This is a genomic window from Marinobacter sp. KM021 (genome assembly GCF_050707965.1).
Classification (GTDB): domain Bacteria; phylum Pseudomonadota; class Gammaproteobacteria; order Pseudomonadales; family Oleiphilaceae; genus Marinobacter; species Marinobacter shengliensis.
The window spans coordinates 4,332,260-4,345,943 of the sequence record NZ_CP136129.1; the positions used below are offsets into that span (position 1 = coordinate 4,332,260).

At 60.3% G+C, this 13,684-nt stretch carries 15 protein-coding genes; 7 read left to right on the forward strand and 8 right to left on the reverse strand.

What is annotated here, in order from left to right:
* The first annotated feature begins 50 nt into the window (after positions 1-50).
* On the forward strand, positions 51-782 hold the full coding sequence (sfsA, locus tag RVM24_RS20205) for a DNA/RNA nuclease SfsA (protein ID WP_431474650.1): 732 nt from the start codon (positions 51-53) through the stop codon (positions 780-782).
* On the opposite strand, the gene RVM24_RS20210 is transcribed toward sfsA, so the two are convergent.
* The 3 genes from RVM24_RS20210 to RVM24_RS20220 are packed head-to-tail and all read right to left on the reverse strand — an operon-like array spanning position 766 to position 3,132.
* The gene (locus tag RVM24_RS20210; protein WP_286253625.1) at positions 766-1,137 is read right to left on the reverse strand and encodes a Rieske (2Fe-2S) protein; all 372 of its coding nucleotides are present in this window, start codon (positions 1,135-1,137) and stop codon (positions 766-768) included. The two genes, sfsA and RVM24_RS20210, sit on opposite strands and share 17 nt — an antisense overlap.
* The gene (locus RVM24_RS20215; RefSeq protein WP_061333546.1) at positions 1,134-1,502 is read right to left on the reverse strand and encodes a pentapeptide repeat-containing protein; all 369 of its coding nucleotides are present in this window, start codon (positions 1,500-1,502) and stop codon (positions 1,134-1,136) included. The genes RVM24_RS20210 and RVM24_RS20215 overlap by 4 nt, the downstream gene beginning before the upstream one ends.
* Positions 1,503-1,545: 43 nt before the next feature.
* Positions 1,546-3,132, reverse strand: coding sequence for an AAA family ATPase (locus RVM24_RS20220; protein ID WP_431474651.1), 1,587 nt, complete (start codon positions 3,130-3,132; stop codon positions 1,546-1,548).
* A 133-nt stretch (positions 3,133-3,265) separates the two neighbouring features.
* On the opposite strand from RVM24_RS20220, the gene mrcB reads away from it, so the two are divergent.
* Both mrcB and RVM24_RS20230 read left to right on the forward strand, forming a co-directional pair.
* Complete coding sequence (gene mrcB / locus RVM24_RS20225) at positions 3,266-5,584, forward strand: penicillin-binding protein 1B (protein WP_374787673.1); 2,319 nt, start codon at positions 3,266-3,268, stop codon at positions 5,582-5,584.
* Positions 5,581-6,162 (forward strand): tetratricopeptide repeat protein, encoded by a 582-nt coding sequence (locus RVM24_RS20230; RefSeq protein ID WP_286253630.1) that lies wholly within the window; start codon positions 5,581-5,583, stop codon positions 6,160-6,162. The genes mrcB and RVM24_RS20230 overlap by 4 nt, the downstream gene beginning before the upstream one ends.
* Positions 6,163-6,219: 57 nt before the next feature.
* Here the strand turns inward: RVM24_RS20230 and RVM24_RS20235 are convergent, their stop codons facing one another.
* Positions 6,220-7,161, reverse strand: a complete 942-nt coding sequence (locus tag RVM24_RS20235; RefSeq protein WP_374787675.1) for a DUF4382 domain-containing protein — start codon at positions 7,159-7,161, stop codon at positions 6,220-6,222.
* Positions 7,162-7,355: 194 nt separating this feature from the next.
* Between RVM24_RS20235 and RVM24_RS20240 the strand changes: the two genes are divergently transcribed.
* From RVM24_RS20240 to RVM24_RS20255, 4 genes are all read left to right on the forward strand, one after another.
* Positions 7,356-7,943: an RNA polymerase sigma factor gene (locus RVM24_RS20240; RefSeq protein ID WP_106694490.1), complete on the forward strand. Its 588-nt coding sequence runs from the start codon at positions 7,356-7,358 to the stop codon at positions 7,941-7,943.
* A 10-nt stretch (positions 7,944-7,953) separates the two neighbouring features.
* A complete protein-coding gene (locus RVM24_RS20245; protein ID WP_244178222.1) occupies positions 7,954-8,658 on the forward strand; it encodes an anti-sigma factor family protein in 705 nt (234 codons plus the stop codon).
* The gene (locus RVM24_RS20250) at positions 8,655-9,053 is read left to right on the forward strand and encodes a hypothetical protein (protein WP_106694492.1); all 399 of its coding nucleotides are present in this window, start codon (positions 8,655-8,657) and stop codon (positions 9,051-9,053) included. Before RVM24_RS20245 ends, RVM24_RS20250 begins: the two co-directional genes overlap by 4 nt.
* Before the next feature lie 84 nt (positions 9,054-9,137).
* A complete protein-coding gene (locus RVM24_RS20255; protein WP_431474652.1) occupies positions 9,138-10,460 on the forward strand; it encodes a tetratricopeptide repeat protein in 1,323 nt (440 codons plus the stop codon).
* A 49-nt stretch (positions 10,461-10,509) separates the two neighbouring features.
* Here RVM24_RS20255 and hemL read toward each other — a convergent pair whose 3' ends face one another.
* The 4 genes from hemL to hemJ are packed head-to-tail and all read right to left on the reverse strand — an operon-like array spanning position 10,510 to position 13,684.
* Positions 10,510-11,790: a glutamate-1-semialdehyde 2,1-aminomutase gene (gene hemL / locus RVM24_RS20260; protein WP_106694494.1), complete on the reverse strand. Its 1,281-nt coding sequence runs from the start codon at positions 11,788-11,790 to the stop codon at positions 10,510-10,512.
* A 12-nt stretch (positions 11,791-11,802) separates the two neighbouring features.
* Positions 11,803-12,453 (reverse strand): thiamine phosphate synthase, encoded by a 651-nt coding sequence (thiE, locus tag RVM24_RS20265; protein WP_431474653.1) that lies wholly within the window; start codon positions 12,451-12,453, stop codon positions 11,803-11,805.
* 5 nt (positions 12,454-12,458) lie between these two features.
* On the reverse strand, positions 12,459-13,265 hold the full coding sequence (gene thiD, locus RVM24_RS20270; RefSeq protein ID WP_228715482.1) for a bifunctional hydroxymethylpyrimidine kinase/phosphomethylpyrimidine kinase: 807 nt from the start codon (positions 13,263-13,265) through the stop codon (positions 12,459-12,461).
* Positions 13,262-13,684 (reverse strand): protoporphyrinogen oxidase HemJ, encoded by a 423-nt coding sequence (gene hemJ / locus RVM24_RS20275; protein WP_061333554.1) that lies wholly within the window; start codon positions 13,682-13,684, stop codon positions 13,262-13,264. The genes thiD and hemJ overlap by 4 nt, the downstream gene beginning before the upstream one ends.

Sequence of the window (13,684 nt, forward strand, 5' to 3'; positions counted from 1 at the left end):
TTAGTCTCAGGGTGGCCAGCCTTGTGACAACGACTTTTTGCGGAGATCACATGAAGTTTGCTGAACCTTTGGTGGAAGGGCGGCTGATTCGCCGCTACAAACGCTTCCTTGCCGATGTGCGATTGCCCGATGGCGAGGAGGTAACGGCCCACTGCCCGAACACCGGCTCCATGCTGGGCTGCCAGCCCGATAACGCCAGGGTCTGGCTGAGCCGTAGCGATAATCCCAAGCGCAAGTTGAAGTACACCTGGGAGCTGGTGGAAACCGCCCCGGCGGTATTTGCCTGCGTGAATACCGCCCGTCCCAACGCCCAGGCACGGGAGGCCATTGAAGCCGGGCGGGTACCGGAGCTGGCCGGTTACACAGAGTGCCGGGCAGAAGTGCGTTACGGTGATGAGAAAAGCCGGATAGATTTGTTGTTGTCGGGCCATCCGGCGCGGCCAGACGCCTGGGTTGAGGTGAAGAATGTCACGCTGGCGGACGGTTCAAGCGGCTATTTCCCGGATGCGGTGACCGAAAGGGGCCAGAAGCACCTTCGGGAACTGATGGCGCAGGTTGCAAAAGGCGACCGGGCGGTACTCTTCTTTGTGGTTAACCACACAGGAATCGAAAGGGTGCGCCCGGCGGATCATATTGATGCCCACTATGGCGAGTTGTTACGCCAGGCGAAGGCCGCCGGGGTCGAGGTGCTGGCTTATCGCGCCGCGCTGTCGGGAGCGGATGGCAACCCGGGAGGCGGGCTGGACCTGACCGAAGCGGTGCCGGTCAGTCTCCAAGCCTGATTTCGATCTGGTCACCGTTCTGGCGTACCTCCAGGGCGGTCAAGGCATCGCCCTGGCAAGGGCCCGCAATGCATTCACCGGTGCCGGGCTTGAACAACGCGCCGTGGGTAGAGCATTGGATAAACAGGTTGTCGGCGTCCATGAATTTGCCCGGCATCCAGTTCAGTTCGATGCCCAGGTGCGGGCAGATGTTCAGGTAGGCTTTCGGCTCGCTACCATCCAGAAACACAAAACCGGTCAGGGGCATGCCTTCCGGTTCACGGGCTTTCTGTTTCAGCCGGAATTCAATAAACCGGCCTGGAACCAGTTCCGTTGCCGGGCAAACGGTCTCCCAGGGATGGTTCTGTTCCGTCATTTTGGCAGCAGGGCGTATCGCATGCGGGTGCCGTGGTTCAGTGACATCACGATTTCATCGGCCTCCAGGCGATGGGGGAAATAGCAGCCGGAGATCTTGGCGCTAGCGATGCTGGCACCCTCCATCCGGGATTTGGAAAAGTCGATGCCGCGCAGGTCGGCGCCCCGGAAGTAAGCGTGGCGCAAATCCAGCCCCTTGGCGTCGAGGCCGCGTAAATCCAGCCCCCGGAAGTCGCCATGGGCAAAACTGGGCAGGTCGCTCAGTTTTGCTTTCTCGGCATTGAACGCCTTGATGTCTTCGCTGCGCAGTATGTCATACAGCGGGTGATCAATCTGATGCAGTTCGTGTTCCTGAATGTCGTCCATCTCACACCTCGAATGGAATGATGCCAAGCGTACGCAGGTAAGTTTAGACGCTTTGGCTCGGTGGCAAGCCAAAGTGCTGCCGAATTCGGTCTGCAACTGCTTCTGCTACATGCTCCTGGTCGGTATGCAGGTGCACGGTGTGGGTTTTCTCCTCCACCGTCAGTGGCTCGAACCAGCGTTGCTGTGCATCCAGCAGGTCTTCGGTGGCTTCCGAGGCATCGCCTTTGCGTTTGCGCACCCACTCCCGCCTAAGCTGTTCCGGGGCCTCGCAGTGCAGCAGGGCAAAGGGCACGCCCTGGGCCTCGGCCACCTTGGCAAAGAGCGTGCGTTCGCGTTCTTTCAGGCAGGCCGCATCCACAATGACGGAATGCCCGGAGCTGAGCAGGTCATTGGCCAGATTGGCGAGGTGCTGGTAAGTCTGTTCGGTGACTTCCGGGCTGTACAGGTCCGTGCCAACGCCGGATTTGCTGTCGTCCAGCGGTCCAAGGCCGTGCAACCGCTTGCGCTCAACATCTGAGCGCAGCCTGATCAGGTTCAGCTCGCCGGCCATGGCGGCACTGACGCAGGTTTTGCCGCTGGCTGAAAGCCCGGTGGTGGCCAGCAGGTAATGGTTGGGGATCTCGCCGTAATCTTCCGCCAACTGGGCGTAATCCCGGTAGCGTTGCATCAGGCCGGCTTTTTCGCCCTCGCCCAGGCTGGGGTTAGCCATGGTGAACAAGGCAATCTTGGCCCGGACCATCGCCCGGTAAGCCTTGTAGAGCGGGAGCAGCGCCAAGGCTTCGAAATCGCCCCGGTATTCCAGATAGCTGTTCAGTACCAGGTTGGCCAGCAGCGGTTCACGGCGGGATTCCAGGTCCATCAGCAGAAACGCCAGATCGTTGATGACATCAATCCAGCGGAACGGCTCATTGAATTCGATGCAGTCGAACACCGTGACCTGATCGTTGAACACCGTAATATTGGCCAGGTGCAAGTCGCCATGGCATTCCCGCACCATGCCCTTGGCCCTGCGGCTGGCAATCAGCTCCCGGTGCCGCTCGAAGGTGGTCCGGGTCCATTCTTCCAGATTGTCCAGCTGCAGCAGCAGGGTGTTGTCGTCCAGCATCGGGCGAATCTGGTCGAAGTTTTCCTGCATCGCGGCGTACACCGCTTCCGGGGTGCCCAGGGGTTTATCTTCGGCAACGGCAGGCAAGCTATCGTGGAACTGCGCTACCTGGCGGGACAGGTTGGTGAGCATCTCCGGTGGCAGGTCACCGCGCTCCTGGCGCTTGTCGAACAGCTGGTCCTGGTCGAACTGGCGCATGCGGATGGCGTATTCAAAGGCTTCTCCCTCGCCGCCGATAACAGGTTGCTCCGGTGTGCCGGTAATGGGCAAAACGTCCTGATATAGTTCCGAGGCCAGGCGGCTGTTGAGTCGGAGTTCTTCCTCGCAGAAGTGCTTACGGCGCGCCAGGGTGGAGAAGTCCAGAAAGCCGAAATCCATCGGTTTTTTGATCTTGTAGGCGTAGCTGCCGGTCAGTAACACCTGTGAAATATGGGTTTCAATGACCTGGAAGCCCTGTACCGGGTGGTCATACAGTGCCGGGTTTTGCAGTGCCTTGATCAGTGTTTCCGATGGGGTCGCGCTCACGGTGTGCTCCTGGTTCCCTGAACTCATTGATTTTTATCGCTCTGTTCTGATTGGCCTACTATAACGGGCGGATTACAGAAATAACACACAACAGACCTGCCGAAGGGGTCGCCCGCTTCGTTATAATCCGGCCATGACCAAATCTCGTTCCCCCCGTAAAAAATCGTCCAAATCCAGGCCAGCGGCCAAACGCAGCGGTTTCTGGCGTTTCATGTTTCGTGTCGGGGCCCTGGGCCTGGTGCTTCTGGCCGGCTGGATGGTGTACCTGGATGCGGTTGTAACCTCCCGTTTTGAGGGCCGCCGTTTTGAAGTGCCGTCCCGTGTCTACGCCCGGCCGTTGGAGCTTTATGATGGCGCGAGCGTAAGCGCGGCAGGCCTTGCCCGGGAGCTGGAATTGGCTGGCTACCGGGCCGGAGATGGCGTTCGGGCCGGGACTTATCAGCGAAATGGCGGGCGGTTTATGATCAGCGCTCGTGGTTTCAGGTTCCCCGATGGTGAAGAGCCCAGGCGCCGATTGTCATTGGTGGTGTCGGGAGACCGTGTTCAGTCGTTTTCGGTGGTCGCCGGCCCGGATTCCCCGATTGTCCGGCTGGAACCGGCCCAGATCGGCGGTATCTATCCCTCCCACCGGGAGGACCGGGTGCTGGTTCGTCTTGATGAGGTGCCGGAGTTGTTGCCCCTTGGGCTGATGGCGATTGAGGACCGACAGTTCTACGAGCATTACGGCGTTGCGCCCTTGTCTATTGCCCGGGCCATGCTGGCAAACATAAAGGCGGGGCAGATTGTGCAGGGTGGCAGTACCCTGACCCAGCAGTTGGTGAAGAACTTCTTCCTGACCCGAGACCAGACCCTGGTGCGCAAGGGTAACGAAGCCCTGATGTCGGTTTTGCTGGAATGGCACTACGAGAAAGACGACATTCTGGAAACCTACCTGAACGAGGTCTACCTTGGCCAGGCAGGTAATCGCAGCATCAACGGCTTTGGCCTGGCCAGCCAGTTTTTCTTTGGCGAGCCCCTGAAAGACCTGGACGTTCATCAGATTGCCCTGTTGATCGGCATGGTGAAAGGCCCCAGCTACTACAACCCGCGCCGCCACCCGGAGCGGGCCAAGGCCCGGCGTGACCTGGTGCTGTCAGAAATGGCTGAGGCCGGGCTGATCAGCGCTGACGATGCAGCCCGGGCTATCCGCCAGCCCCTGGGGGTGAGCGCCAGGCCGTCTTATACCGATAACCGTTATCCGGCATACATTGACCTGGTGCGCCGGCACCTGGCTCGGGATTACCGGGAAGAAGACCTGCAGAGTGAAGGCTTGCGCATATTCACCACCCTGGACCCGGCGGTTCAGGATGCGTCAGAAAAGGCGGTTCGCGATACCCTGCCCCGGCTGGCCCGCGGTGAGACCCGCGAGGCTCTTGAGGCGGCCCTGGTGGTCACCGCCAAGGACACCGGCGAGGTGTTGGCGCTGGTGGGCGGAAAAGACCCGGAGTTTGCCGGTTTCAACCGTGCGGTGGACGCCCGCCGGCCGATTGGCTCGCTGATCAAACCGTTTACCTACCTGGCAGCTCTGGAGCAGGCCGACCGGTATACCTTGATTACGCCGGTACAGGATCGCGCGTTTACCCTGGAGTTTGACGACGGCCGGTTGTGGCAGCCCAAGAACTTTGATGGTGAGGAGCGTGGCGAAGTGCCCCTGCACCTGGCCCTGTCCCGATCCTACAACCTCCCGGCAGTGCGTGTCGGGCTGGATGTCGGCATCCCGCGCGTGCAGAAAGTGTTGAGGGCATTTGGGGTGACCACACCGATTTCGGACTATCCCTCGCTGCTGCTTGGCTCGATGTCGTTGACGCCGGCGGAAGTGGCCCAGCTCTACCAGGGGCTGGCTACCTCGGGCTTCAACACACCCTTGCGGACCATTCGGGAAGTGACCGATGCCCGCAACGAGCCGTTATCGCGCTATAACCTGAAAGTCGACCGGGTTGCCGACCCCGCTGCGGTGCACCTGGTGCAGTACGCCATGCAGGAAACCGTGCAGGAGGGTACCGGCCGCTCAGCTTATCGGACCCTGCCAGATCGACTGACACTGGCTGGAAAGACCGGTACAACAGACCAGGGCCGGGACTCCTGGTTTGCGGGCTTCAGTGGTGACTATCTGGCCGTGGCCTGGGTGGGGCGTGACGATAACGGCCCCACGGTATTGACCGGCGCCTCTGGCGCCTTGCCGGTGTGGTCTGCAATGATGGCGCAGTTGCCACAGCATGGCTTTTCACCGGTCATGCCGGACGGTGTCCAGTATCATTGGGTCAATGCCCGCGAACAGGCATTGACGGGAGAGCGGTGTGAGGATGCCCGTCTGGTGCCATTTATCGCCGGCAGTGAGCCCCGGCAGCGCCTGGACTGCGAAGGGCAGTTCGGCCGGCAAATACGCAGTTGGTTTGAAGGATTGTTCCGATGAATAAAACAACGATTACCCGCGCCGGTTGCCTGGCCATGGCGCTGGGTCTTGCAGGTTGCGCCAGCGGCCCCGGGGGTGGCTCTATCTACGTACCTATGGGCGGCGACGATCGCTCGAGTGCGCCGGAACCGCCAAGAACCGCGGAACCGCAAGAAGAGTCTGAGCCCCGGGTATGGCGCAAGAGCGAGCAGCCCGAGGTGAGTGAGCCGGAGGCGCCCGCTACCCGCTCGCCCAGTTATCGGGAGTCCGGTGACGAACTGCCGGCCGCAGCGGTCAGCCTGATCCGTGACGCCGACCAGCGCCTGGCGCAGGGGGACTCTGCCGGCGCTATCGCCCGCCTGGAGCGGGCACAACGCATAGCGCCGCGTTCCTCAGAGGTTTATTTCAAGCTGGCGGAAGCCTATGTGTCTGGTGACAATCTGGGGGCGGCAGAACAGTTCACGCTGAAAGGTCTGTCGCTGGCGGGTAACGATTCGAGGATGCAGCGCTCGGGTTGGTTGCTGCTGGCGGATATTCGCCGGGCCAGGGGTAATGTGGCCGGGGCCGATCAGGCTGAGGCCCGTGCCGGGGCTTTGTGATAGGAGAATGTCAGGAGAGCAAAGGCCGTCCCTGGCCTTTGCGTCAATGCAGCGCTATTAAGGCTGCAGCGGGATGGGGTCAGCCACAGTGGTTTCGCCGGCGATGACGTCGAGGGTCTGGGTACCCTCAAACTCGATCTCGTCGTCGGTTTCGTTATCATCCAGCTGGCAGCTGTAGCTGATGGTGTAGGTGCCCTCGGTGAGGAAGGCGGCGGTCCACTCATACAGGTTGCCATCTTCCTGCTCGTTGACCGGCACCACCATCAGCGGATTGAGGCCGTCTCGCTCGACGTTCAGATCTACCGGCTCGTCAATCTCACCCTCGTAGACATAGACTGCACCTTCATAGTTCGGGCTGCAGTCGAGCTGCTCCGGGTCTTCATTGCGAGCTTGCAGGATAGTGGCGTAATCCACCTCGCCAGTCAGCTCACCCACCTCCAGGTTGTTGACCAGGCGAAGTACCGGCTTGAGCATGTAATCCGCCAGCGCCTTTCCGGGAGGGTTCACAATGGATTTGCGAACATCAAAATCGATGGTGAAGCTCTGGCTGGTGTCGGCGGCAACAACAAAGCTGCCTTTGAGTTTCAGGCCGCTTTGCTCGCCGGAGGGCACCGCCAGGGTATAGCGGGCATCACCTTCGGATTCCTTGGTCACCCAAGACTGCTCAGTATCGACAATCAGGCGGATTTCCTCATATTCACCGGCAGGTACTTCCTCGTCGGTAATCAGAGGCTCGGTCACGCCGCCTTGCAGGGTGAGCAGGTCAATAATCCCGACTTCGTCCAGGCTGAACTCCTGCCACTGTCCATCCACCGGTTTGAGCCGGATCGCATTGAACGCCACGTTCACGCTGCTTAGATCCATGGTGGGAGCATCAGTGAGCCCCATGGATACCGTCCCTGTTTGCCCAGAAGAGAGGCTGCCGTCACCGCTCCCACCACAGGCGGCCAATGCGGCCGCAAGGGCGGAGACCGCGAAAACTTGGGTTGAACGCTTCATAAATCCTCCGGTTCGTATCCGTTGCGTTGTTTATCCGGCGTTGCAATCGCCAGTAATGACTTCACGATCCGGAATCGCTGCGGGTTCCCCTCGATTTGATTAACATTTACACATGAGTTGGTCATAATTCGCCGATAAGGGCAGGGCTGTTATAGACTGCGCGCTTCCGTAAACCGTCATCAGGCAGTACTTTTTTGGCCATTCTTCCGTTTCGCCCATCCGCCCAAAAGCGATTTCAGCGCCTGGTGCAGCCGCACCTGACGGCGTTGCACAGCTTTGCCTATCGATTAACCGGTAGCCTTCAGGACGCCGAGGATCTGGTGCAGGATGTGGTGGTGAAGCTCTACCCGCGCCTGGATGAGCTGGAATCCGTGGATCAGCTCAGGCCGTGGTTAAACCGGGTGTTGTACCGTCAGTTCATCGATTCCGTCAGAAAGAAGGGGCGCCAGGCCGATCGTCCGGTGAGCGAATTGATGGAGGCGGAGAGTCAGTCTGATTGGCTCGACAGCCAGATGTCGGACGATCAGTCGCCCGAGCTGGAGCTAAACAAAGAACGGCTTGGCCCAATGCTCGACCGGGCGCTGGAACAGATGTCGCCGGACCAGCGCACCCTGCTGTTGCTTCACGATGTGGATGGCTGGCGCCAGGAAGATGTGGCGGAAGTGTTGGGCGTGCCCATCGGAACCGTCAAATCCCGGCTGCATCGCAGTCGGGCTGCCTTGAGGAAGCATCTTCAGTTGGCAATGGAACCGGATGATGATTCCGGGCGTCTGGAACATTGAGGTGATAACTATGTCCTGTCGGCAAATCCAATCACAATTGCCCGACTATGTTCGGGGCCAGCTGCCCGCCGATGAGTCGCAGGTGGTGCGCGTGCACCTGGAGAGTTGTGCTCTGTGCCAGCAGCACGAGGCGTTCGAGCGCTCGCTGATGTCCGAATTGGCTTCACGCTGCAGGCTGCCGGAACCGTCACCGGGCTTTGAAAACCGGGTGTTCGGCCAGCTTCCCGCACCGGCCTCCAATCGCAAGGTTCATGTGGCCTGGGGCGGTGCCGTTGCGGCCGCGCTGGTGCTGGGGCTGATGCTCGGCCAAGGTAGCGATAAGCGCGGGCTGGAGCCGGAAGTGGCAGCCACGGACCTGACCGAAGAAGCGGCGGCTCCGTCAGAGATGGCGCCGGTGGAACGAACGGTACGGCTGGCCTTTAATGCCGGTGAAGCCCTGGATGATGTTACCTTGACACTGGATCTGCCGCCCCATGTAGAGTTGTCAGGCTTGCCCGGTCAGCATCGGGTCAGCTGGCAGGTGAGTCTTGTACAGGGCGACAATGTGCTGGAGTTACCCTTGACGATTCTGTTTCCCGGCGCCGGCGAGTTGGTTGCCGAACTCGATGCAAATGGTCGTCAGAAAGTTTTCAGGGCGATGGTGCCCCAGTACCCGAACGATGATGGCCCGGCAGCCTCCGGCAGTCGGACAAATCACGAGGAGCCTGCAACATGAGCGTTTGTGAATCCTGGTGGCGGGCCAGCTCTTCCCGCTTGATGCTGGCGGCCGTGCTGGTAGTAAGCGCCCCTTTGGCGCTGGCTGACGACCTTGATGTGACCATGAGAATGGTGGACGACAGCGAAGATCTCACCGGTGCCGTGACTCGGGAAATACGCCTGCCGGAGTTGCCCGGATTGCGCCGCCATGAACGGGGTAATACCTTGGCGCCCGGCAGGGCAACGGCAGAGGATGCCAGAGAGCGGGGGCGGAATTTTGGCCAGTCGGTCTCCGAGCGTGCCCGGGAAGTCCGGGGTGGAAATCCGGATATCGGGCGTGACAGTCTGCCGGAAACTGTACGGGAACTTGACGAACTGAGGCCTGAGCTACCGTCACCATCGTCACGTCCCTGATCTTTTATCTGTGTTAACCTCAGGGCTCGCCCGGAACGGGGCTGCCCCGGCCGGTTCCGTTGATGTCGAGCCTGAGGTTTTCGGTTGTTCAAGACCCTTCGTTTTGTGGGCCTGTTGGCCATCTCCGCTGTCGTTGTTGCCGAGCCGGATCAATCCGCGCAGCAGGCCATGGCCACTGGCATTGAACAGTTTCAGCAGGGCGATTATCCCGCCGCACGACAGCAGTTTGAAGCGGCCAGGGAGCTGGGTCACGACAGCCCGGCCCTGACCTACAACCTGGCGGTCACCTACTACAAAACCGGTGATTATCCGGCCGCCGAAGCTCTGTTTCTCCAGCTTTTGCAGGGGCCAAATCAGGCTCTTGCCCACTACAATCTCGGTCTGGTTGCCCTAGCGGATGGCCGAACGGCCGAGGCTGAGGGCTGGTTTCAGGAATCTGCCCGTCAGGAAGCGCCAGAAACCATCCGTGAGCTGGCACAGCGGCAGCTGGCCAAACTGGCCGAAGACGCCCCCTCTGACTCGTCCTCGATGAAATCGATTGCCCAAGGCTACTTGGCTACCGGGCTTGGCTACGACAGCAATGTGGCCGGCGTTCCCGACGACTCGCCGAGCGACAGAGGCAGCTTTTTCGCCGAGCTGGTGGCGGCGGGCACTCTGAGCCAGCCGGTCAGCGAGCACTGGCGGGTGGTCTGGGATGGCGTGATTTATGGTCAGGATTATACCCGCGGCCGGGCGGACGATACGTCTGTGGTTCAGGCCCGGGCGGCCGGGGTGCGCCGCTTTGACCAGTGGGAACTTGGCCTGCGTGCCGGTGCCTCACGGGCCTGGCTGGGCAATGATGAGCTGGAAACCCGTGTAGGCCTGAGCCTGTTCGGCCGTTCCGGCGTTTGCCCGTTATCCGGCTGGCTGTCCGGCTGTTCATGGTCGGTGTCAGCGGATCAGGTGAATGGTGGCCCGGATTACGTCGCCTATGATGGCCAGTGGTACCAGTTTGAAGTCCGTGCCGAACAAAACGTTGATTGGCTGCTTGTTGAAGCATTCTATCGTTGGCAGCGCAATCATCGGAAAGACTTTCAACAGGACGAGTTTTTCGCCAGCGTATCCCCGGTCCATCATGAACTGGGCGTTGAGGCGATTTATCCGGTTGGGCCGGCTCTTTCGGTAGGGGCGGAGGTTGCCGTGCGGCACAGTCGTTACGAAGATCCACACCAATGGCTCGAACAAGGCACACTGGCCACTCAGCGGCGCCGGGATGTGCGGCGGGAGTTCGGGCTGATGGCGGAGTACGCTATCAGTCGGCAATGGCTGGTGCGTAACCAGTGGCTGTTCCGGGATCAGAATAGCCGGATTGACCGGTACGATTACCGTCGTCACACCTATACAGTATCGCTGGAAGGGGTATTCTGAAAACCATCAGCCCTGGCCCGAGGTGGCCAGAGCTGACAAGACGACCCTGTTACAGGGTCGCCATGACTTTCCGGGCTGCGGCCAGGGTGAACTCAATGTCCTCATCGCTGAGGGCCGCTGTGGTAAAGCCCGCTTCGAATGCCGAGGGCGCAAGGTAGATGCCTTCCTTCAGCATTCCCTGGAAGAACTTCTTGAAACGTTCCACATCGCACGCCATCACCTGTTCGAAGGTGGTCACCGAGGGCTCATCGGTGAAGAAAAAGCCGAACATGGCGCCAGCGGACTGGACGGTCAGCGGGATGCCGGCTTCGTCGGCGGCGGCTTTCAGGCCATCACGCACCTTGTTGGTTTTGTCCGTCAGCTTGTCGTGGAAGCCGGGCTCAGAAATGGCGTTCAGGGTGGTCAGGCCCGCGGTCATGGCCAGGGGGTTGCCGCTCAGGGTGCCGGCCTGGTAGACCGGACCCAGTGGAGAAATGTGCTCCATGATTTCCCGCTTGCCGCCAAAAGCACCCACCGGCAAGCCGCCACCGATCACTTTGCCCAGGGCGGTCAGGTCCGGCTTAACGCCGTAGAAGCCTTGGGCACCGCCGAGTGACACCCGGAAGCCGGTCATTACTTCGTCAAAAATCAGCACCGTGCCGTGTTCATCGCAGACTTCCCGCAGCCCTTCCAGGAACCCAGGTACCGGCGGAATGCAGTTCATGTTGCCGGCAACAGGTTCGACAATAATAGCTGCCACCTGATCGCCGATGTCCTTGAAGGTCTCACGTACCTGATCGATGTCGTTGTAGTTCAGGGTAATGGTGTGTTCGGCCAGGCTGGCGGGAATGCCCGGGGAGTTGGGTACGCCCAGTGTGAGCGCGCCGGAGCCGGCTTTTACCAGCAGTGAATCCACGTGGCCGTGGTAGCAACCCTCAAACTTTACAATCTTGTCCCGGCCGGTGTAGCCACGGGCCAGGCGAATGGCGCTCATGGTGGCTTCGGTGCCGGAGTTGACCATGCGCACCAGTTCAATGGAGGGCACCAGTTCACACACCTTTTTCGCCATTTCGGTTTCGATGGCCGTAGGAGCGCCATAGCCCACACCCAGATCCACCTGGGCGTGCAGGGCCGCTTTAATGCGCGGGTCTGAGTGGCCAAGAATCATCGGGCCCCAGGAGCCGATAAAGTCAATGTATCGGCGGTCATCTTCGTCATACAGATAAGCGCCTTCGGCATGCTTGAAGAAAACCGGAGTACCGCCAACACCGCGGAAGGCCCGCACCGGTGAATTTACGCCGCCCGGAATGTATTTCTGGGCCTGTTCGAATAGCGTTTCAGAGTGAGTCACGGATAGCTCCTGTCAGTTTGAAGATGAGAAAAGAGGGTGATGCCTGGCCACCAGCCGGGTAAAGGTTTCCGCTCTGTGCCGGATGTCCTCCGGAGTGCCACCAAACAGACCTCCCACTACCGCAATCAGGTCTGCGCCGGCACGGATCAGGGCTTCGGCGTTGTCGGTGGTGATGCCACCAATCGCGGTAATCGGAAGCGCCAGCGCTCTGGCTTCCGTCAATACAGTCGTTTCTGCAGGTGGTGCACCGGGTTTGGTGGCCGAGTTGTAGAACCGGCCAAACGCCAGGTAGTCGGCCCCTGCCGCCTTGGCGTTGCGGGCAAGGTCCAGCCGATGGTGGCAGGTAATGCCGATGATGGCCTCTGGCCCCAGAACACGCCGGGCGTCGGCCAGGGTGCAATCGTCCTGGCCCAGGTGCACACCCGCAGCGCCCACCCGCAGGGCCAGTTCCGGGTCATCGTTAATCAGCAGGGGCACGCCGGCCTGGCGGCACAGGGCGTTCAGCTCCGTTGCCTGGCGCAATCGCTCGGCACTGGTGCCTGCCTTGTCGCGGTACTGTACCAATGTCGCTCCGCCCTGCAATGCCGCTTCCACGGCGGCAATCAGTTTATCTGCCGGGGTCAGTGCGTTATCGGTAATGGCATACAGGCCAGGTTTTAGCATCCGGTTCAGCGTTCCCACAGAATGCCCCGGTCGGGAACCCGTTGGCCTTTGCCCACATTCAGCGCGTGCAGAAGGGCACGATGAACGTAGTTCTGCGCCTGGGAGATCGATGCCCTGGCCGACAACCCACTGGCGCGCCCGGCCGCAATGGCGGCGGCCAGCGTACAACCGGTGCCGTGGAACTCATTGGCACCGACCCTTTCCACTTCCCAGTGCATGGGTTCCGGGGCGTGGTTGTACAGGGTATTGACGATATGGATGCCCGTGCCATGGCCACCGGTGGCCAGTACCGATTGGCAGCCGGCGTCAATCAGGTTTCTGGCGGCCTGGTCAGGATCATCACTGCCACCCAGTTGGGCCAGTTCAACGCCATTGGGGGTGATCATTTCCGCCCTGGGGAACAGCCGGGTTTTCATCGCCTGAACCAGCGCTTCATCGGCAAGATCGCCGCCGCCGGCGGCCTTGATGACCGGGTCGACAATCAGCGGTAACTCCGGCTGGCTGTCAAGAAACTCCACCAGTACATCGACCACATCGGCATTGCCCAGGGCACCGGTCTTGATGGCATGGATGGGCACATCTGCTGCCAGGCACTGCAGTTGTTGCCGGATCAGCTCAGCGTTGACAGGCTCGGCGCCATACACGTTGTTGGTGTCCTGCACGGTCAGGCAGGTCAGCACTGGCAGGGGGTGCCCGCCAAGGGAAGTAATCGCCTGGATATCGGCCTGAATGCCGGCACCACCGGAGGGGTCCAGCCCAGACAGCACCAGAACATGGGGGCGGGTGTAGCTATTAATGGTTGCTCTCCTCAAAAGGGTTTTACAACAGCCAGAATGACCACCGCTAACAGAATGAATACCGGAACCTCGTTAAACCAGCGATAGAACACGTGGCTGCGGGTATTCTTGTCATCCCGGAAGACTTTCACCAAGTGGCCGCAATAGAAATGGTAGACGACCAGCAGCGCGACCAGAGCCAGTTTGGCGTGCATCCAGCCCATGCTGAAATAACCGGACACATTGTAACTGAGTAACCAGATTCCAAAGACCACCGTGGCGATCATCGAAGGTGTTGTTATGCCCCGGTACAGTTTGCGCTCCATGATCTTGAAGCGTTCGCGGCCCGGCTGGTCCTCACAGGCTGCATGGTACACGAACAGTCTGGGCAGATAGAAAATGCCGGCAAACCAGCACACCAGGGAAATGATATGAAACGCCTTGACCCACAACAT